Annotated in this window: 19 protein-coding genes, 1 tRNA gene and 1 riboswitch; of the genes, 13 read left to right on the top strand and 7 right to left on the bottom strand. The window is 37.5% G+C overall.

Annotated elements, in window-relative coordinates; all coding sequences use genetic code 11:
- Positions 1 to 264 precede the first annotated feature (264 nt).
- The 3 genes from ABIQ28_RS11990 to ABIQ28_RS11980 all read right to left on the bottom strand — a co-directional run bounded on the left by ABIQ28_RS11990 (position 265) and on the right by ABIQ28_RS11980 (position 2,779).
- Positions 265 to 807 carry a mechanosensitive ion channel domain-containing protein gene (locus ABIQ28_RS11990; RefSeq protein ID WP_348037614.1) on the bottom strand — a complete coding sequence of 181 codons (543 nt, stop codon included), beginning with the start codon at positions 805 to 807 and terminating at the stop codon, positions 265 to 267.
- A 255-nt stretch (positions 808 to 1,062) separates the two neighbouring features.
- Entirely contained in the window at positions 1,063 to 1,656 is a 594-nt protein-coding gene (locus ABIQ28_RS11985) for a Maf-like protein (RefSeq protein ID WP_348037612.1), read from the bottom strand.
- Between the two features lie 199 nt (positions 1,657 to 1,855).
- Positions 1,856 to 2,779, bottom strand: a complete 924-nt coding sequence (locus ABIQ28_RS11980) for a geranylgeranylglycerol-phosphate geranylgeranyltransferase (protein WP_348037610.1) — start codon at positions 2,777 to 2,779, stop codon at positions 1,856 to 1,858.
- Between the two features lie 70 nt (positions 2,780 to 2,849).
- On the opposite strand from ABIQ28_RS11980, the gene ABIQ28_RS11975 reads away from it, so the two are divergent.
- Entirely contained in the window at positions 2,850 to 3,005 is a 156-nt protein-coding gene (locus tag ABIQ28_RS11975) for a hypothetical protein (RefSeq protein WP_348037605.1), read from the top strand.
- Positions 3,006 to 3,103: 98 nt separating this feature from the next.
- Here the strand turns inward: ABIQ28_RS11975 and ABIQ28_RS11970 are convergent, their stop codons facing one another.
- From ABIQ28_RS11970 to ABIQ28_RS11960, 3 genes are all read right to left on the bottom strand, one after another.
- On the bottom strand, positions 3,104 to 3,634 hold the full coding sequence (locus ABIQ28_RS11970; RefSeq protein ID WP_348037603.1) for an HAD-IIIA family hydrolase: 531 nt from the start codon (positions 3,632 to 3,634) through the stop codon (positions 3,104 to 3,106).
- Complete coding sequence (locus tag ABIQ28_RS11965) at positions 3,635 to 4,432, bottom strand: DUF2520 domain-containing protein (RefSeq protein WP_348037601.1); 798 nt, start codon at positions 4,430 to 4,432, stop codon at positions 3,635 to 3,637.
- A gap of 114 nt (positions 4,433 to 4,546) precedes the next feature.
- Entirely contained in the window at positions 4,547 to 5,134 is a 588-nt protein-coding gene (locus ABIQ28_RS11960) for a Crp/Fnr family transcriptional regulator (RefSeq protein ID WP_348037599.1), read from the bottom strand.
- Between the two features lie 75 nt (positions 5,135 to 5,209).
- On the opposite strand from ABIQ28_RS11960, the gene ABIQ28_RS11955 reads away from it, so the two are divergent.
- The 4 genes from ABIQ28_RS11955 (at position 5,210) to mscL (ending at position 10,916) form a co-directional block, all read left to right on the top strand.
- The gene (locus tag ABIQ28_RS11955) at positions 5,210 to 5,500 is read left to right on the top strand and encodes a hypothetical protein (RefSeq protein ID WP_348037597.1); all 291 of its coding nucleotides are present in this window, start codon (positions 5,210 to 5,212) and stop codon (positions 5,498 to 5,500) included.
- A gap of 6 nt (positions 5,501 to 5,506) precedes the next feature.
- Positions 5,507 to 5,908 carry a group III truncated hemoglobin gene (locus ABIQ28_RS11950; protein WP_348037595.1) on the top strand — a complete coding sequence of 134 codons (402 nt, stop codon included), beginning with the start codon at positions 5,507 to 5,509 and terminating at the stop codon, positions 5,906 to 5,908.
- Between the two features lie 1,261 nt (positions 5,909 to 7,169).
- Positions 7,170 to 10,367 carry a cytochrome c biogenesis protein CcsA gene (ccsA, locus tag ABIQ28_RS11945; RefSeq protein WP_348037593.1) on the top strand — a complete coding sequence of 1,066 codons (3,198 nt, stop codon included), beginning with the start codon at positions 7,170 to 7,172 and terminating at the stop codon, positions 10,365 to 10,367.
- Positions 10,368 to 10,472: 105 nt separating this feature from the next.
- Positions 10,473 to 10,916, top strand: coding sequence for a large conductance mechanosensitive channel protein MscL (gene mscL / locus ABIQ28_RS11940; RefSeq protein WP_348037591.1), 444 nt, complete (start codon positions 10,473 to 10,475; stop codon positions 10,914 to 10,916).
- 153 nt (positions 10,917 to 11,069) lie between these two features.
- On the opposite strand, the gene ABIQ28_RS11935 is transcribed toward mscL, so the two are convergent.
- Complete coding sequence (locus ABIQ28_RS11935; RefSeq protein ID WP_348037589.1) at positions 11,070 to 11,747, bottom strand: HAD family phosphatase; 678 nt, start codon at positions 11,745 to 11,747, stop codon at positions 11,070 to 11,072.
- 270 nt (positions 11,748 to 12,017) lie between these two features.
- Between ABIQ28_RS11935 and ABIQ28_RS11930 the strand changes: the two genes are divergently transcribed.
- From ABIQ28_RS11930 to pnuC, 8 genes are all read left to right on the top strand, one after another.
- On the top strand, positions 12,018 to 13,193 hold the full coding sequence (locus ABIQ28_RS11930; protein ID WP_348037587.1) for a PLP-dependent aspartate aminotransferase family protein: 1,176 nt from the start codon (positions 12,018 to 12,020) through the stop codon (positions 13,191 to 13,193).
- 38 nt (positions 13,194 to 13,231) lie between these two features.
- Positions 13,232 to 14,125, top strand: coding sequence for a 23S rRNA (adenine(1618)-N(6))-methyltransferase RlmF (gene rlmF, locus ABIQ28_RS11925; RefSeq protein WP_348037585.1), 894 nt, complete (start codon positions 13,232 to 13,234; stop codon positions 14,123 to 14,125).
- A gap of 90 nt (positions 14,126 to 14,215) precedes the next feature.
- Entirely contained in the window at positions 14,216 to 14,932 is a 717-nt protein-coding gene (gene bshB1 / locus ABIQ28_RS11920; protein ID WP_348037583.1) for a bacillithiol biosynthesis deacetylase BshB1, read from the top strand.
- A 75-nt stretch (positions 14,933 to 15,007) separates the two neighbouring features.
- A tRNA-His gene (locus tag ABIQ28_RS11915) sits at positions 15,008 to 15,083 on the top strand.
- Positions 15,084 to 15,483: 400 nt separating this feature from the next.
- Positions 15,484 to 16,047, top strand: coding sequence for a DUF6642 family protein (locus ABIQ28_RS11910; RefSeq protein WP_348037581.1), 564 nt, complete (start codon positions 15,484 to 15,486; stop codon positions 16,045 to 16,047).
- A 283-nt stretch (positions 16,048 to 16,330) separates the two neighbouring features.
- The gene (locus ABIQ28_RS11905) at positions 16,331 to 17,404 is read left to right on the top strand and encodes a saccharopine dehydrogenase C-terminal domain-containing protein (protein ID WP_348037579.1); all 1,074 of its coding nucleotides are present in this window, start codon (positions 16,331 to 16,333) and stop codon (positions 17,402 to 17,404) included.
- A gap of 474 nt (positions 17,405 to 17,878) precedes the next feature.
- Positions 17,879 to 19,375: an acyl-CoA dehydrogenase family protein gene (locus tag ABIQ28_RS11900; protein WP_348037577.1), complete on the top strand. Its 1,497-nt coding sequence runs from the start codon at positions 17,879 to 17,881 to the stop codon at positions 19,373 to 19,375.
- Positions 19,376 to 19,597: 222 nt separating this feature from the next.
- Positions 19,598 to 19,714: riboswitch (TPP riboswitch) on the top strand.
- Positions 19,715 to 19,749: 35 nt separating this feature from the next.
- A complete protein-coding gene (pnuC, locus tag ABIQ28_RS11895) occupies positions 19,750 to 20,355 on the top strand; it encodes a nicotinamide riboside transporter PnuC (RefSeq protein ID WP_348037575.1) in 606 nt (201 codons plus the stop codon).
- Positions 20,356 to 20,394 lie beyond the last annotated feature (39 nt).

Below are 20,394 nucleotides of genomic sequence, written 5' to 3'. Positions count from 1 at the left end.
AGGAAATTGAGTTTCTCTATGGACTGATAAATCTCTGAACTGGTTGGTTTTTTGGGTTTTTGGGCTTGTGCAGAAAAGCAATAAATTAAACTAATTAATAGGAGTAAATAGGGTTTGAACATTTTTTGAAAATTAGCTAGAACCTCAAATATAAAAAAGAAGAATCGCAAATTTCGGTTTTAGTCTTTATTTAACGCAAAAAGTGAATTTAATCCCATAAGATGACAGTGAAAGTGAATAGGTAATCCTAGGTCTATTTATTTCTTAAATCAAATCCGTTCCATCATCAAATAGTTCATCAATAGCATCTTTTTTAATAAGCGTCACTGCTTTTTGAAGCATTAAATTGTTGGGATAGGTTACTAAATCGCCGTTTTCAGTTCTTAAATGCAATTGAAAGGCTCTAATATCTTCAATAATACCTTCAAGCGGAACGTCTTTATCATGTATTTGTATTTTATCGCCTACTTTATAAGGAAACGAAAGGAACATAATAACACCTGAGGTTATATTACTTAGTATGGACCATATCGCAAAAAGAGCAATCCCAATGACGGCAAATACCGAAGAAAAAAGAACGACCAAATCCTGTATTCGTGTTCCAAAAATAAAAGGAATAAACAAAAGCGCAAATATAAAAAGTAGGACACTTGTATAGCGCTGCATTAAATGGGTTCGCGCTAAATTAATACCGTTCTTTTTTGAGATTTTACCAATGAGTTTATTTAGAATATATCTAATAATCAGTAAAAAAAGGAGTACAAATCCTGTGGTGATTAATGCTTGCTGATGGGTTTGAAAAAACATAAACTTTTTGATGTGAAATTAGATGCTAAGATACACAGAATACCGATAATTTTAATTTAAACCAAGGCTTTCTCTTAAAGTGAAATCGTCATTGATATTCTTGTTCCAATGGCCTGGTTTTATTATTTTTTATCGCATGGTGTTGTTTGTTAGTGCTTTAGAGGCTTCTCGACGGCAGCTTATGGAGGATTCTTTCTAGGAAATTGTGGATAAAATTTGATGCAGAGACCAATAGTTCTGATTGAAAATACAATCCTATATTTTTTTGGCCATGTCGTTTAAGGTTTGGTACACCAGGTGCGTGGGCAATCCCATGACATTAAAATAGGAACCTTCAATTTTTTTAACGCCAATTTGGCCAATCCATTCCTGAATGCCGTAAGCACCCGCTTTATCAAAAGGTTTACAGGTGGCTATATAGTAATTGATTTCCTCATCCGTTAAGTTTTTGAAGGTCACTTTTGTAACCGCATTTACAGTTTTTTCATAGAATGATGACGTAAAACATACGGAGGTAATGACTTCGTGCGTGGCATTGCTCAGCGATTTTATAATGTCAAAGGCTTCTGAAGCATTTCTTGGTTTTCCTAAAGCTTTGTTGTTGTGCCAAACAATCGTATCACTGGTAATTAGGATGTCGTTGGGTTTGAGTTCATCTTTAAAAGGCAATGCTTTGAGTTGAGCAAGATAATCGCTGATTTCAAAATGCCTTAAGCGTTGCGGATATTCTTCATCCACCGGTTTTAATCGGATTTCGAAGTCCAAGCCCAAATCTTTAAAAAATTGCTGTCGCCTTGGCGATGCTGAGGCTAAAATAATGTGATGGTTTTTTAGTTTATCGTTGAGCATGATTTAGTTTTTAGTTGGTAGTCGGTAGTTTTCCCTCCTTCACAGAAGCTTTGGATGGGTGAGTAGTCTTCAGTCTTCAGTCCTCAGTCTTCAGTCCTCAGTCGGCGGTCGGCGGTTGACGATCTTCGGTATTTAAACTTCACGCGTCCATCTTCATGCTTCTATTTTCAAAAATCTTCAATCAACAATATTCTTGCTTTTATTTTAAAACAATCGGATACAATAACATAGATAACATTCCAAAAATCATGACTAATTTAAGCATATTGCTGATATGATGGTAGTGTTTTTTTGTTTTTGCAGCGTAAGATTTAATCGCAATGTAAATCAGTGGTGCGATAATCAAAATAAGGAAGTAAGCGATAATGATCTCAAATTTGATCAAATAGGTTGCCACATAATAAATGGCGCCGAATAGCGGGATTAGGATAAGAATAAATGCAACTTTGGAGGTTCTTTCACGCCCAATGACGATAGGCAGTGTGTTCATCCCAGATTTATAATCGCCGTCAACATCTTCTAAATCCTTAATGATTTCGCGCACCAAATTGATTAGAAAAGCAAAGATGGCATAATCTAAAAGGATTTTGAAAAATGTGAATTGGGTTGTTTGATTCTGTGTTGTGATCACGGGGATTAATTCGAAAACACCAACAATTAAAATACTCATGGCAACCAAAATTGAAATGGCAATGTTTCCTAATAAAAGTGTCTGTTTTAAATAAGAGGCATACACATAAAGCAAAGCTGAAATGATCACAAAAATGGCAAAAAAGCCACTTCTTCCGACCAGATTCGATAGATAAAATCCGATAAGCACACCAACCACGTTGAAGGTAATGAATAGGTTGTAGGCGGTTTTTTCAGAAATCTTTTTTCCGACGATCACTTTTGATGGTCTATTGACCAAATCAGTTTCTACGTCGTAAATGTCGTTAATGATATTTCCTGCCGCTGCAATACAAAGTGAGGACAACACTAAAAGACCAAATCCGAAGGCATTGAGCGTGATCGTTAATTCTGTCGTTTTTAAGAAGGGGTCAAATAAGGCGTATTTGATGAGCAATTGCACCAAGGCAATCATCAAAAGGTTTTTCCAGCGGATTAAATTTAGTATGCTCAAGGTGTGGGTTGGGTGTTGTAGTGTTTGTTGTTTAAATGTTTGTTATTAAGATGTTAATTTGCTTGGTGTTATGATGCTAAAATGTTGGTCACGAACCTGCCCGTCCGTTCAGGCAAGTGCACGAATCTTTTTATTTTTATCATCCGTCATCCGTCATCCGTCATCCGTCATCCATCATCCGTCATCCATCATCCATCATCCGTCATCCGTCATCGGCTTTTGTTAAACGACGATGAACGTTGAGTTTTGAAGTCTCAGGTTCTAAACTTCTAAACCGCTAAACTTCTAACTCAAGCTTCGTGCTTCAAACTTCAAGCTTCAAGCTCAATCATACTTCGCATCAAAATTCCCATTCCATTTACCTTGAACCTTGAGCACTTGTTCAATCACATCTCTAACGCAGCCTTGTCCACCTTTTTTATGAGAAATGTATTTTGAAATGGCTTTAATTTCAGGAACGGCATCTTGTGGGCAGGCCGGCAAGCCAGCCAATTTCATGACTGGATAATCTGGAATATCATCGCCCATATAAAGCACGTTTTCAGGCTTGATATGGTGCTTGTCCATAAATTCATTCAATTGCTCAATTTTATTGTGGATGCCTAAATAGACGTCCGTCACTCCAAGTTTGTTTAAACGCAAACGCACGCCTTCATTGCTGCCACCAGAAATGATGCACAGGTTAAACCCTGCATCGATTGCCGTTTTCATCGCAAATCCATCTTTGGTATGCATGGTGCGTAACATTTCGCCCGTAGAGGTCAATAAAATCGTACCATCGGTCAGTACGCCATCAACGTCAAATACAAAAGTAGTAATGTGTTCGAGGTATTCTTTATAACTTTTTTCTTGCATTTATTTTATTTTTTTTTGAGAATCGGTTGCTGAGTTTGTCGAAGCACCATGTGTTTCTTGAATGCTTGCAGTTAAGAGCTTATAAATAGCTTTATGCTGCTCGTTATCCAACAATTCTAAATGTTTTTCTATTGTTTTTTTATCGTTGCGTTTTGCAGGTCCTGTTTGTGCCATATATGGGGACAGATCTTGCACTTTTTTTGCGGTTTCTAAAATCAAAGGTTTTAATATATCAAACTCGACGCCTTGAGCTTCGGTAATTTCATGCGCTACACGGTACAACTGATTTGTGAAATTATTGACAAACACAGCTGCTAAATGTAAAGCTTTCCTCTGATTGGTATTGATTTTGTGACTTTTACTGCCGATGGCCTTGGCTAAGGATTTTAAGGTTTTAAAATCGGTTTTGTCCAATGCTTCAATGCACATTGGCACGTTTCTAAACTTTATGGGAGCGGCTTTGCTAAAGGTTTGCAAGGGATAAAATACACCGCGACGGTTTTTTTTGTCGAGATCATGAATGTTAACCGTCCCTGAAGTGTGCACGACCAATCGGTTTTCAAAAGGTAATTTTGAGGATAAACGAGCAATCGCATCATCACTTACGGCAATAATGTAGATGTCGGCCTCTTTTAAATTTGACAAATCATCGGTTATATCAACCTTGTTTTTGTATGGTTTAAGACTGCCGATGTTTCGATTATACCACTGTGCAACAGTGATTTTATCGGACTTATCAAAAGCGTTGAATAAATGTGTTGCGACATTGCCTGCGCCAAGAATAACTACTGAAATCATGCTGCTAAATTACTGAAGAAATAAGAAATACGAATAAGAATTTGGGGTTTTTGGTTTTCTATCTGAACTATCAGGTCGCTCCATTATAAAAAGCTGGGCGAATAAGTGCCGTTTTTAGATAAAAACCTTTCGGTCGATGATAGCTAAAGCTTCGGACTTCTCTAGTTTTTTAATGGCCCGGATGACGGTTTCAACGCGTAATCCTGTTAAGTCTGAAATTTGCTGCCGGGTTAAAGGAACTTCAAAGCTGTTATCGGTTTTGGAGTTGCCTTTAAGGTGGTGCAATAAGGTTAAAATGCGATGTTCTGGTGGATAAATGGACACTTCCCTCGCTATTTTCGCTTTATAAACCATGCGCTTGCAAATCAATTTCGTGAACTTTAAATGAATATCAGGATGCGTTTTTAGAAGTTTAAAAAAAGAAACTTTTGGAAGCATATAAATTTCTGAGGCATCAAGAGCCAATGCTGTTGCGGGATATTTGAAAGCGCCAAACAGCGGCGGTTCGCCAAAAGAATCATCGTTTTTGAAAAAACCTTGCACAAATTCCTTTCCATCTTCTGTAAGGTTATACATTTTGACATGTCCAGTTTTAATCTGAAAATAGAACTCGGCAAACTCGCCTTCACGGATAATGGTTTGGTCCTTTGCGTAATTCTTTAAGTTCGCTCCAAATTGTTGAATGATGTCTTCGGGGATCATGGCCTTATGATTTGAGTCATAAAAATACGAAGAAACGTTTAGGAACTTTGTGTGAACACTGAAATAAAAGAAATTATGACACTTTACACTAAAGGATTGGAAGATTTCAAAGAGCACTTAACCTTATATGTCCCGTTGAGTATTATTTTTCAAAGCTGTTTGGGTTCTGTTGCAGCCATGTTTATACTTAAAAGTAGTTTTCAGACATTTCGTTTTTTAGATTTAGCATTAGTGGTTAGCTTTGCAATGGCTTATAATGGTGCGTTGTATGCGCAAATGAAACCAAAAGTGATTTACAATTTATTTATTGTAACAATTTTGGTGCACACAACGTTTCTTATCATTAATATGATTCGTTTGGGATAGTTGAAAATGGAAAAAAAAGATATTGAAAATCGGGAGGATGTATATGTACTCGTCTCAGAATTTTACCGAAAAGTTAGAAAAGATCCTGTTTTAGGGCCTTTTTTCAATCGGGTTATAAAAGATTGGGAAGCACATATTGAGCGTTTGACCACATTTTGGGAAAGCAGTTTGTTCATGACCAAAAAACTGGACCACCGTTATCATGGCAATCCTTTACAAGTGCATATAGAAGTGGATCGTGAAAATGACAATGCCATTACTCAAGTGCATTTTGGATTATGGATGAATTTATGGTTTGAAACCCTCGACGAACTTTTTGAGGGCGAATATGCTGATAATGCTAAAAACCGCGCCCGCAAAATGGGTTCATTTATGTTCATGAATATTTTTCAGGCGAGACAAGGTTAGGAAAGTTCAAGGTTTGATATTCAATATTCAAAGTTGAAAGTTAGTCTTCAGTCCTCAGTCGGCAGTCCTCAGTCAGCAGTTTTTAGTCACAGTTTTCAGTTGGTAGATAAACAGTCTGTTTTATGCTATTTCACCTTTTAATCTGCTTAGTAATCTGAAGAAATCCGTATGATCTGAGGGAAAATCAATATTCAAAGTTGAAAATATGCACTATTTCTTTGTGAACCTTTTTTTTCCTTTGAGTAACTTTGCGTGATAGCTTCCAAGACAGTTTTCAGTCCTCAGTCTTCAGTCCTCAGTCGGCAGTTTTCAGTCACAGTTCTCAGTTGGCAGATAATCAGTCTGTTTTATGCTATTTCACCTTTTAATCTCCTTAGTAATCTGAAAAAATCCGCGTCGTCTGCCGGAAGTTCAATGTTCAAAGTTGAAACCGGTACAATTTCTTTGTGAACCTTTGTTTTTCCTTAGAGTAACTTTGCGTGATAGCTTACAAGACGGTCTTCAGTCTTCAGTCCTCAGTCGGCAGTTTTCAGTCACAGTTTTCGGTATTCAGTTGGCAGATAATCAGTCTGTTTTATGCTATTTCACCTTTTATATCTACTTAGCAATCTGTGAAAATCCGCGTGATCTGCGGGAAAATCAATATTCAAAGTTGAAAATATGCACTATTTCTTTGTGAACATTTGTTTTTCCTTTGAGTAACTTTGCGTGATAGCTTACAAGACAGTTTTCAGTCACAGTTTTCAGTCACAGTTTTCAGCCGACAGATAATCAGTCTATTTGATTCAGTTTAACATTCAGTACAACCAAAGTAGATCAACTTAGCAATCTGCGAAAATCCGCGTCGTCTGCGGGAAATTATTTCTGGCAATAGGCGATCTTGGTATATTGACGATTCATAAAACCCATCCAATAAAGATTTTCTCAGTGAATCTCAGTAAAACATTTTTTTCCACCATCCGTCATCTGTCATCCGTCCTCGGTCATCCGTCCTCGTTCATCCGTCATCCGTCATCCGTCCTCGGTCATCCGTCATCGTTCATCCGTCATCGTTCATCCGTCCTCGGTCATCCGTCCTCGGTCATCCGTCATCCGTCCTCGGTCATCCGTCATCCGTCATCCGTCAAATTCACTCTTTCTTACTGAGACCGTGACTTATCCAAACTATCTGAACTTTAACATTTTTTAATCCGCAACAAACCAACAAAAAAGGCTAAATTTGCACTGCTTAAATAAAAGTGCAAAAAACAGTTCTTCTATCATGCAAAAAAGACTCGCTAACATCCTTTTTTCTACACGTTTAACCGCTATCCTATTTGTCGTATTCGCCGCCGCAATGGCCACCGGGACATTTATGGACGCCAACCAAGAAACATCACCTACTCCTTATACACGGCATTTAATTTACAATGCCTGGTGGTTTGAAGCCATTATGGGGATGTTTATGATCAATTTTATTGGTAATATGTTTCGTTACCGATTATTGAGATGGAAAAAATGGGCCACGTTAACGCTACATTTGTCCTTTGTTCTGATCATTTTTGGCGCATTCATTACGCGATATATCGGATTTGAAGGCATGATACATATCAGGGAGGGCGAATCGGAAAGCCAGTTTTTATCGCAAAAAACCTATGTCACCACCTATATCGATGGCGATTATATGGTCAATGGTGTGGCGCAACGAAAAGTAATCGAGCGCGAAGTGGATTTCTCATACCGACTAAACAATCACTTTAAAGTCGAAACTGAATATAATAACACTCCTGTGACCATTGAACTTGAAAAGTACATCAAAGGTGCAGAATTGGATATTATTCCTGATGAATCTGGAGAATCCTATTTGAAGTTGGTGGAAGCTGGAGACGGCAGTCCGCATAATCACTTTTTGAAATCTGGAGAAGTTCAAAACTTACATAACGTATTGATTTCCCTAGATAAACACACGCCTGGTGCCATCAATATTATGACGACGCCAGAAGGTGGTTTAACCATTGAATCGCCTTACGATGGCGATTATATGACCATGGCCACGCGCGCCACAGGAATTCTGGTAAAAGACAGCGTGCAACCGTTGATTTTACGTTCGCGTTACGTTATTGGAAATATGTCCATGGTTTTTCCTAAACCCGTAGAAAAAGGCGTTTTTGATGTGGTTAAAAAATCAGAAATGCTGAAAGGCGATGAAGATGGCGTCGTGATGAAAGTGACGGTCAATGGCGAAACCAAAACTGCAAATATCCTTGGTGGGCCTTTCAAAAACAACCCTTTTGAACAAGTGCAATTTGGCGATCTGACGATTGCGCTTAAGTACGGTTCCAAATTGATGGAATTGCCTTTTGAAATAAAATTGAATGAATTTATTGGTCGAAAATTCCCTGGAACAGAGAAAAGCTATTCATCTTATGAAAGTAAAGTTACGGTTTTGGATAAGGAGGAAGGCGACTATGACTACCATATTTATATGAATAATATCTTAGACCATAGAGGCTATCGCTTTTTTCAAGCAAGTTTTGATCCAGATGAAAAAGGGACCATTCTTTCTGTAAATCATGATTTCTGGGGGACTTGGGTAACTTATATTGGATATTTCTTATTATATATTGGACTTATGGCGATTTGGTTTGATAGAAACACGCGATTTGCAGATTTGAATAAAATGCTGGATAAAGTAAAAAAGCAAAAGAGCAAAGTGTTAACCATTTTATTTATAGCGTTTTCTACGTTGGGCTTTTCACAAGAACATTCTGCAGATGATGGACATGATCATCGTGGTAGACCGACCAAAGCGCAAATTGATTCAGTGCTAAAGGCCAACATCACGCCAAAGGAACATGCCGATAAATTTGGACATATTGTTGTTCAGGATTACAGCGGGCGTATGATGCCGATGGATACATATGCTTCTGAAATGTTGCGCAAAATAAGCAAGCACGATACTTATGAAGGGTTTGATGCCAATCAAATCATACTGTCCATTCAGGAAAGTCCGTTGTTATGGTATAACGTGCCCATCATTTATTTGGCGCCGAAAAAAGCAGATACCATTAGAAAGATCATTGGCGTTCCATTTGATCAAAAACATGTGGCCTTCATCGATTTCTTCACAGAAACAGGTAACTATAAATTACAGCCATATCTTGAAGAAGCTTACAGAGCAGCAATTCCAAATGGATCTCAAAAAGAGTTTAAGGAAGCCGATCAGCGTGTTAATTTAATGCACAATACCTTAGAAGGGCGTGCTATGAAAATTTTCCCAGTCCCTAATGACGATAACAACAAATGGATTTCTTCAAAAGAGTTTAGAGATGAAGGGTATCGCGAAAAAATAAGTGACTCTCTTTTGGGGAATTTCATCAACAATGGTTTTAGCGCGTATCTATTGACGCTCAACAGTGCGAAGCAAGATGGCGACTTTTCAAAGGCAGATGCCGTACTGAATGGTATTACCAAGACCCAAGAAAAATATGGAAGCGAGGTCATGCTGTCCGAGAAAAAGATAAAAACAGAAATTGCGTATAACAAATATGATATTTTTAGGAATTTGTTCAGTTGGTATATGTATGCTGGAACGCTCATGTTCATTCTGTTGATTGTACAGATTTTCAAGGGTAACAATAAGTTTGTGAATGTCAGTGTTAAGACTTTCAAATTTATCATTTTAGGATTGTTTATTCTCCACACTTTAGGATTGATTGTCCGTTGGTACCTTTCAGGGCACGCGCCTTGGAGTGATGCTTATGAATCGATGATTTATGTAGCTTGGGCAACCATGTTCTTTGGATTAGCCTTCGGCCGTAAAAGTGATTTGACCATTGCGGCGACCGCCTTTGTGACTGCCATTGTTTTGATGGTAGCGCATTGGAACTGGATGGATCCTGCCATTTCAACTTTAGAACCGGTGTTGGATAGCTATTGGTTAATGATCCACGTGGCGGTAATTGTGATGAGCTACGGACCATTTACCTTGGGTATGATTTTGGGTACTGTCTCTTTGATTTTGATGATATTTACTAATAAAGACAATAAAAAGAAGATGTTGCTCAATATTCAGGAGCTCACCATTATTAATGAAATGGCCTTAACTACTGGTTTGGTATTATTGACCATTGGAAACTTTTTAGGAGGTATGTGGGCCAATGAGAGCTGGGGACGTTATTGGGGTTGGGACCCTAAGGAAACTTGGGCTTTGATCAGTATTATGGTATATGCCTTCGTAATTCATATGCGATTGGTTCCAGGACTTCGCGGTCGTTTTGGTTTTAACTTAGCTTCAATTATTGCATTTGCGAGTATCATGATGACCTATTTTGGAGTAAATTTCTACCTTTCAGGTCTCCATGCTTACGCTAGCGGCGACCAGATTGTGAGTGTGAAATTTATTCTGATTGCGGTAGCCATTGTTGTGGTCCTGGCACTTTTAGCCTATCGTAAATATGTCATGTATTACAAAAAATAAGAAATTTTTAGGCATTAGATATGGACAGCCATAAACACATTGTTTATGGCTGTTGCCATTCATATTAAAACGAAGATTTTATAGTTTTTCAAAAAGTAAACAGAAATGGGAATTTTTAAAGAATTTAAAGAGTTTGCCGTCAAAGGCAATATGATTGATATGGCCGTCGGTATTATCATTGGAGCGTCTTTTAATAAGGTCATCGATGTGCTTGTTAAAAAAGTGATGATGCCGCCTTTGTCCTTAATGACCAATGGTTTAAAGTTTCAGGACAAAAGTTTTGTTTTAAGAGATAAAGTTACCGATGCTTCTGGCCAATTGATATCCGAAGAAATTGCCATCGGTTATGGTGCATTAATTGAAGCTGCTACCGACTTTTTAGTAATAGGGTTTACCATTTTCTTGATGCTCAAATTTCTGAATAGAATCAGAGAAAAGGCTCATGATCCTAAAAATAAAACCGTCAAAACCCCTAAGGATATTGAATTGCTTTCACAATTGACCGATTTGATGAAAGAGCAAAATGAACTTTTGAAAAAGGAGAAGTAAACCTTAAAGGTTTCTATGCATGGAATAATCGGAATGTTTTTTTACGACGTTCTAAATGGATTATTTCGTTAGCAAATCAAGCTGTGTATTCCTCGGATAATAACCTGCCTGCCATACTAGAAGCAGGTCACTTAATATGAGATGTCTAACTTTTTATTTTTCAGACAGGACTGACGTGAAATGCTTAGCAATAGTATCGTAAGCAATCTCTTCAAAATCACTAATCACTAAATCGGCAAGTGAATAGTCTTGATCATGGGAATGGAAACTGTCATAACCAACGCAAAAAATGCCAGCGTCTTTAGCTGCTTTAATGCCATTGGTTGAATCTTCTATGACCATACATTCATGACGCTCAAAACCTGAGGCCAATGCAGCGTTTTCAAAAATCTCAGGATGCGGTTTGGACGCTTTTAAATCGGCACCACTTAATTTGGCTATAAAATATGGGTTGAGATTAAAACGCTCAAAAATATTGTTGATGTTTTCCATGGAGGCAGAAGACGCCAAAACCAAGGTCAAGCCATTATGGTGGTAATCTTTGATCAGGTCCAAAACACCATCTAAAAGTGCTAATTCATCGTCGTTTTCAAACAGATATTTAAAATGATGACGTTTAAGTTCCACCAAGGTCTGTGGCCCCATCGGCAACTTAAAATGATCAATCAATAGGCGACTAATTGCTATTGTGGATTGCCCAGTGAAAGAAGCGTAAAGTTCGTCAGGCACCTCAATATTGATGTCGTCAAACATTTGGTAGTAGGATTTATGATGCAGCGGTTCGGTGTTCACAATCACACCGTCCATATCAAATAATACGGCTTTAAGCATTTGGAGAGGAGTTTATTAATAGCGGTACGAATATAAGAGAATTGGTTAACAATCCCTAAAAATGGTTTTCAAGTTTTTAATAATTTTTAAGTATAATACTTTTTTCATCAAGCTTTTGAATTTTTATTGCTTTTTTTTTAAAAAGCATATACTTAGAGAATAGGAATGTTTATATGTGAAAATAAATCATGAGTTCAAAAAGCAAGATTGAAAATGGCTTTCTATAATCATTTATTCGTAATTTTAAACCTTACTAAATGATCGATTATCATGTCAAAATCAAAATACGGATTAAATACCATTTGCACCCATGTCGGCGAAATCAAGGATGAACAGTTTAAAGGGGCGATTTCACCTATTTATATGTCCACTTCCTATCAGTTTGATGGTGTCGATGTCAAACGTTATCCGCGGTATTTTAACACTCCAAATCAAGAGTATTTATCGAAAAAAATTGCTGCCCTCGAGCATGCTGAAGCAGGCATGATTTTTGGAAGTGGCATGGCTGCAATTAGTACCGTATTTTTGGCTTTTTTGAAACAAGGCGACCATATTGTGGTTCAAAACACCTTGTATGGTGGTACCAGTAATTTTATTAGAGAAGAATTTCCAAAATATGGCATTGAATTTACATTTACGGACGGCTATGAAGTTTCTGATTTTGAAGCAGCCATTTGTCCAAATACAAAATTGATTCATATTGAAACACCTTCCAATCCCTTGTTGACCATTACCGATATGAAAGGAGTGGCCGACTTGGCTAAATCAAAAAGCATCGTGACCACCATCGATAATACCTTTGCCAGTCCGGTTAATCAAAATCCCATAGATTTTGGGATTGATATTGTCATCCATTCCGCCACAAAATATTTAGGAGGACATTCTGATATTTTAGCGGGTGCGGTGGCTTGTAGTAATGCGCATAGGGATCTTATTTGGAATGTGGCGAAAAATCTGGGCGGTAGTTTAAGCGATATGACCGTTTGGATGTTGGAGCGCAGCATGAAAACCTTGGCTTTACGTGTGAAAGCTCAAAATAGAAACGCTAAAAAACTAGCGAAGTTTTTAACTCAACACGACGATGTGAAACAAGTGTTTTACCCAGGACTTAAATCCCATCCGCAATACGATTTGGCAAAGTCGCAAATGAAAGGTTTTGGCGGGATGCTATCTTTTGAGTTGAATGACGAATTAGATGCCATGGCGTTTCAAAAAGAATTAAAATTGATTAAATCTTCGATGAGTTTGGCAGGCGTAGAAAGCACCATGCTATCGCCTCATAAAACCTCGCACGCCTTATTGACGCAACAACAACGTGATGCTATTGGTGTTAGCGATAATTTGATTCGATTTTCTGTGGGAATAGAATCAAAAAAGGATTTGATGGCAGATATTGAACAAGCGATAAAGAAAGTAAAAAGCTCAAAGCTTCAGGTTCAGAAGTAGAACTTTAAAATAATAAGAAACCTAGAAAACACAAGAAATTGCACAAAAACTCATTTCACAATAAAAAATACGATTTTGATGTTCTCGTCGAAAATCATGAAGCCTTAAGACCTCATGTTTTTGTGAACGATTTTCAAACTCAAACCATCGATTTCTCAAATCCTCAAGCGGTAAAAGCGTTAAATACAGCATTGCTATTTACCCATTACAACGTAAAATACTGGGAGTTTCCTGATGAAAATTTATGTCCACCTATCCCAAGTCGCGCAGATTATATGCATCATTTGTCCGATTTAATAAGACGTAGCCATTTGGAGACTGATATCAATATTTTGGATATTGGTGTGGGAGCGAGTTGCATTTATCCTTTGATAGGAAATGCGCTCTTCAACTGGAAATTTGTTGGTACTGATATCGATGAAAAATCACTTCATGTTGCGAAAAAAATCATAGATAAAAACTTTTTGGCGAATGTTATAGAGCTGCGACGTCAAAATGATTCCCAGAACATCTTAAAGGGAATTATTAAACCTTCCGATAAATTTGCAGCTTCAGTGTGCAATCCGCCGTTTTTTAAAAGTCAGGCAGATGCGCTTGAGGCCACCAAAACCAAATTGAAAGGCCTAGGAAAGGATAATGACAAAGTGGTCAGAAACTTTAGTGGTACGCCAAAAGAGTTGTGTTATGCCGGCGGAGAGAAAGCGTTCCTACATAATTACCTTTATGAAAGCTCCCATTATAAACAACAGTGTTTTTGGTTTACAAGCTTAGTGTCCAATGTTAGTCATGTACGATCCATGCAAGCTTCCTTAGAAAAATTAGGCGCTACGGAGTTTCAGGTTTTGGATATGATTCAAGGCAATAAAGTGAGTAGAGTGGTAGCTTGGTCGTTTTTGACTAAAGCGGAACAAAAGGATTGGAATAAAAATTAAACACATTAAACGAGCATTCAAAAATTTGTCATCCTAGCGAATGATTGAATGCTAACAACATGTGTCCATTAAAAAACAATAGAAAAATACATGAAATTAGACATATTAGCTATTGGCTCGCATCCTGATGATGTAGAGTTAGGCTGTGGAGGCACCATTGCAAAAGAAGTTTATAACGGAAAAAAAGTCGGCATTATCGATTTGACCCGTGGCGAGCTTGGCACGCGCGGAACTGCGGAAACTAGAAAAGAGGAAGCAGCAGACGGAGCAAAATTTTTAGGTGTGGTCGTTAGAGAGAATATGGGGTTCGCCGATGGGTTTTTTATGAATGATAAAGCCCACCAATTGGAGCTCATTAAAATGATCCGGAAATACCAACCAGAAATAGTATTGTGTAATGCCATTGAGGATCGGCATATTGATCACGGAAAGGGGAGCCAACTCGTAAGTGATGCTTGTTTTTTAAGTGGATTGATAAAAGTTGAAACCGAATTGGACGGAAAAGCTCAAGAACAGTGGCGACCAAAATTTGTGTATCACTATATTCAATGGAAAAATATTGAGCCAGACTTCGTAGTTGATGTCTCTGGATTTATGGAGACCAAAATAAAAGCCATTCGAGCCTATAAAACGCAATTCTTTGACCCTGAGAGCAAAGCGCCTCAGACGCCAATCAGTAGTAAAAACTTCACAGACAGTATTGACTACAGAGCCAGGGATTTAGGTCGACTGATAGGCGCGGAGCACGCTGAGGGCTTTACGGTGGAGCGTTATGCCGCAGTGAAAAGTTTATTCGATTTAGTTTAATTTTTTTACGAAAAAGTTTTGTTACATCTAACAAATCTCTTACATTTGCAGTCGCATTGAAGAATGCGGCTACATGGTGGTTGTAGCTCAGTTGGTTAGAGCATCGGTTTGTGGTACCGAGGGTCGCCGGTTCGAGCCCGGTCTTCCACCCAGAATTTAAGCTTCTCTTTTTAGAGAGGCTTTTTTTGTGGCCATATTTTAGATAAAAGAAATAAGGGATCAAGTCAAAAAGTTGTGGGATTCACTACTAAGCAAAAATTGTTGTGTAGTCTATATAGTAAGAATTCTACGTTCTTGACCTGAACTGCACACTAAAAGCTTTTATTTTGGCATTGAAAGATTCTGCTGAAGCATCGGTGTTTCTATTGTCATTTGGGGCGAATCAAGAACGTAGAACTCTTCTTCTGCACATGGATAACAATATTTGCATTAATAGAAAATTTATGCTTGGTTTAAAATTAATCACACTCTTAATGTTTTAATAATTGATTTGTGAAACACAATCAAAAACAAGAGTTTTGTTATCTACAAAAAAATAAAGCCAACTTTTTATGGAGAATGAAAAATTTATTTTCTGCCTTGAAGCCATTCCAGATATAGACAATACTGAAACTACGGAGGTTTTAAAAATCTTGGAGGACGTGGCATTGAAACAAGGTATTGCGAGTATTTACAAAGCTTGTGATGATATTGAAGGCCTAGAGGAAAGCTTAAACAACTTGTTATATGAAGATCATAATTTTAAGGATTATGAAATTATTTATCTTGTGATGCCTGGAGAGCACAACAACATTCTCTTGAATAACTATTATTATAGCATTGAGGAAATAGCTGAACTTTTTGAAGGGAGAATGACGGGGAAAGTGATCCATTTTGCCAACAAAAAAATCTTGGACCTGACCGATGAAGAGTCACAATATTTTTTGGATGTCACTGGAGCACGAGCCATTTCAGGTTATGGAACTAACCTTAGCGGAATATCGAGCGTAGGTACTATTGATCGCGTTTTTTTTAGTTTGTACCAAGAAAATGAAGACCTCAAGGAAGTTGTCGAAATGATGTTTCAAAAGCATTTTAACCTCTGCAAATTACTCGATTTTAGATTGTATTATTAACTCGGTTTTCAAGAGGTTTGAAAAAATCGCGGGAAGATATCAGTTAAAAGTTGGCCATCGCGTATATTTTCCAATATCGAAATGAATAGAGACGCTAGGTAGCCTTAAAAAGAATTCAGATGTCATAAGTGCTTACTTTAGGAACACTGAAAATCTACCTTTAAAGATAATGCATTACTCAAAAAGAAAATGTGGTGGTTTTTCCCGTAAATTCTTTTAAATTACTCCTTTATTATGGTTCCCTAAAAAATTAACTTTCAATCTTATTTTAATATTTGATGCAATGATAAAAAAAATAGCCGTTTTAGGATTAGGAAAAGTGGGCAGTCTTGTTGCGACTTTGTTGAGTTCAAAGTATGACGTAGAAGGGATGGAACAATTTGATGTTAAGGAGGAATTTCCTTTTAATATTTCAAAAGGAGATGTTTCCGATGAAAAAAGTATTCGTGAGTTTTTGAAAAACAAGGATGCCATAGTTTCTTGCTTACCTTATTTTCTCAATATAAAAATTGCCGAAATAGCGGTGGACATGGGCGTTCATTATTTCGATTTGACCGAAGATGTACCAACCTTAAATGCTATTCAGAAAATGGCCAAAAAGAGCACCACCGTCTTAGCGCCGCAATGTGGTCTGGCACCAGGTTTTATCGGAATTTTAGGAGCTGGTCTGTACAGTCAGTTTTCTGAAATTCGCATGGTGAAATTAAGGGTAGGAGCCTTGCCATTGCATCCAATGGGGCAGTTAGGTTACAGTTTTACCTGGAGTGCGGAAGGTGTTATCAATGAGTATATAAACGACTCTGAAGTGATCCACAATGGAGAGCGTAAAATGCGCAGTTCATTGGACGATGTTGAGTCTATCAATATTAATGGGCGTCAGTACGAAGCCTTTTTAACCTCGGGCGGATTGGGAACAATGTGCGAGAGTTTAGATGGGAAAGTGGATACGTTAAATTACAAAACCATCAGATATCCAGGGCATAGAGACGGCATGAAATTGTTGCTTTATGATCTTCTTTTAAAAGATGATCGGAAACTGGCGCAAAAAATTCTAAGCAATGCTTTACCGATAGTCGATGAAGATATCGTAGTAGTGCACGCTGCGGTTGAAGGTGTCATGGATGGACAATTAAGAAGAAAGGAATTTAGTGAATCCTATCGTAAAATTACTTTGAACAATAAAGATTGGCGCGCCATCAGTTGGACAACGGCCTGCAGTATAGCCGCAGTTGTAGACCTAGTTTCCGAAGGAAAATTAAAAAACAAAGGCTTTATCAAGCAAGAGGAAATTCCGTTTGACCTGTTTATCCAATCTAATTTTGGAAGTATGTATGAGACCTATAAAGATCCTAAATAATTGACAAGCTAGCCCATGCATCTAACGGTTTGAAAAATCCTCTTTTATAGAGGATTTTTCGTTTTTTAAATTGTGATGGGCGTTTAGTTGATTTATGAACTTAAAGTATTGGACTTCTTTACCGATGATGGATTAGAAAGGGAACTTTTTTTTTAAAACATACTCATAAAGATGTCATTTTCATAAAGGAGCTATGTCTTTCACATGGAATGATATAATGTAAGATATGGTTAAGTGCTAATGGTCTGTTTTATTGTTTTTTAAAATGATGGCGCCAATGGCGCAGATTAACAAGTTATCTAAACTTGTTCCAATTAATATTTAATACTTTTGTTAATGGAGATTCGACCATTTAATATCAGTTTTGAACCCGAAAAAAGAGCTTCCCTTACGGTTATTATCGTTAAATTTCTTTTTATGTTTGATCCAAGAATTTAAAATTGTTGCAAAAGCTCTCCTTTAACCTTTATTTTCATGGAAACAAAAACCAAATTTTCAGAATTCATAAAAGATTTCGAAACTACGCTACACGATTTATTTCATAAAGAAAATAACATCAATCAATTAAGTTTGGAACGAGGTCTACCTGCTGAAGTCTTGAATAAAATAATGTCCAAAAAGCCATTATCTGTGGCCATTCCTTCGGAATACGGCGGACGTGGCGGACATGTAAAAGAATGTCTCGAAATTCTATCCGCGGCTTCTTATGAATCGCTGTCCCTTTCGTTAACTTTTGGGATTAACATTGCCTTGTTTTTAGAACCTGTTGCAAAATACGCTGAAGCCGCTGTGAAGCCCGAAATATTCAATCGCTTTCTCAAAAACCAGAATATGGGTGGTCTGATGATCACTGAACCTGATTATGGTAGTGACGCTTTAAATATGAAAACCTTCAGTCAAGAAAATGATTTTGGTTACAGTGTTAAAGGGTCAAAGCATTGGCAAGGACTTACTGGCATGGCCGATTATTGGTTGATTGCCGCCAGAAAAACAATGGCTAATGGTGACCTTGCTAGGGATGTCGATTTTTTTATTGCCGATAATACCAAAGAAAATCAACATATTATCGTTGAGGAAATTTATGATAATGCTGGTCTTTATATGATTCCCTATGGTTTGAATACCTTAGATCTGGAAATTCCAAAAAACCAACGATTGATTCCTGAAACAACAGGGATTAAAATGATGTTGGATATCCTACATAGAAGTAGATTGCAATTTCCAGGGATGGGAATGGGCTTTATTAAGCGAATGTTGGATGAAGCGACACAACATTGTAAAAACAGAATGGTAGGCGCTGGTAATTTATTAGCGATGGATCAGGTGCAATTTCAATTGGCCAGAATTCAGTCGGCCTTTACTCTCAGTTCTGCCATGTGTTTACGAAGTACCGAGATCAGTGGTATCGAAAACAACCTTGCAACCAATGGTTTGGAAGCTAACAGCATGAAAACGGTGGTAACCGATTTAATGCAGGAATCTGCTCAACTCCTAACGCAACTTTCTGGTGCCAGTGGGTATAGATTAAGTCATATTGGCGGACGTGGAATCATGGACAGCCGACCTTTTCAAATATTTGAAGGTTCTAACGAAATGTTATATTCTCAAATTTCTGAAATGATTACGCGCGCCATGAAAAAGAGTAAGCTATCCAATCTGTTTGAATATCTAAAAACTTTAGATGTTACCGCGGAATCTTGTGAGTATTTCAAAAAAGATCTTAATTTCGATATTGCCAGCAGTCTTTCACAACGAAAATTGGTCGATTTAGGTAGGGTAATCGCCAGAATAGTGAGTGTGGGCTATGTTTTGGAGCTTCAGCATAAAGGCTTTAGAAAAGATCTTGTTGATAATTGCATTACCATGGTCCAGCAGGAAATATCTGGTTTATTCAGTTCTTTTCATTTCGATAACACGGTAAAAGTCATTGAAGATTATTCTGATAATAGCGCTTGGTCAACATTTGCATAGTGCTTATTCTGTCTAAGAATTGATCTAGGACTTAAATTATACAAATGCCTGACTTAGAAATGCCAATTTTAATATTGCTTTTAGAAGTCAGGCGTTTTGTTCTTATGGTCTATGTCTAAGCGTCTTAAGTCAGAGTGCTCATAAATTATTTCCACAACATTTTTTGGAACATAATTTAAAGTGAAGTCTCCTTAAATATTATAAGAAATTATTATAGATTTGCCTTATATAATGGGGTGCTTGCTTTTAATTGTGCAGGCTGAGAAGATACCCAAGTGCTTTTTTGCACGGAACCTGATCCAGATAATGCTGGCGTAGGGAACGATAGTAATACACTGCTGGGCTATTTCCTCCATTTCATTGAAACCATTACAATGATCGAGGATTATTTATTTCATCTTACTTTCCTGCAAATCCTAGGCACTGCCTTAGGAGTTGTTCAGGTGCTTTTGGCCAGAAAAAATAATATCAATAATTATATTTTTGGAATAGGATCCATTCTAATAAGTATGTGGGTGCTTTACCGTTCCCAACTTTATGGAGATATTTTATTGAACCTGTACTATTTTGGGATGAGCATCTATGGTTGGTTTTACTGGAAACTTGGTAAACAAAAGAAGACAACTCCTATTTCCTATTCCAGCAAAGAAGAACATCTCAAGGCATTGGGCATCGTAGTTGTTTGTTTTACCTTGATGGCTTACTGGCTCAAGTTTCATACCAATTCAAATGTTCCGATATGGGATGCTGTTGTGGTTTCCTTTGCGTGGGCAGGGATGTGGCTTATGGCCAAAAGGAAAATGGAAAACTGGATTTATCTTAATATTAGTAATGTCATTGCGATTCCGTTGCTTTTTTACAAGGAGTTATATGTTTATGCTGGCCTGACTATTTTCTTGTTTATAGTGGGCGTTTCGGGATATATAAAATGGCAAGAAATTTTAAAAAATGAAAAAATTGAACAACCTACAACAGCTTAGAGAACATTGTTTTGGAGCCACTGTTTTCTCTCCTGAACT

Source organism: Gelidibacter sp. (assembly GCF_039916245.1).
Classification (GTDB): Bacteria; Bacteroidota; Bacteroidia; order Flavobacteriales; family Flavobacteriaceae; genus Gelidibacter.
Note: the sequence above shows the minus strand (reverse complement) of the source record. Positions and strands in the feature narration are given on the sequence as shown.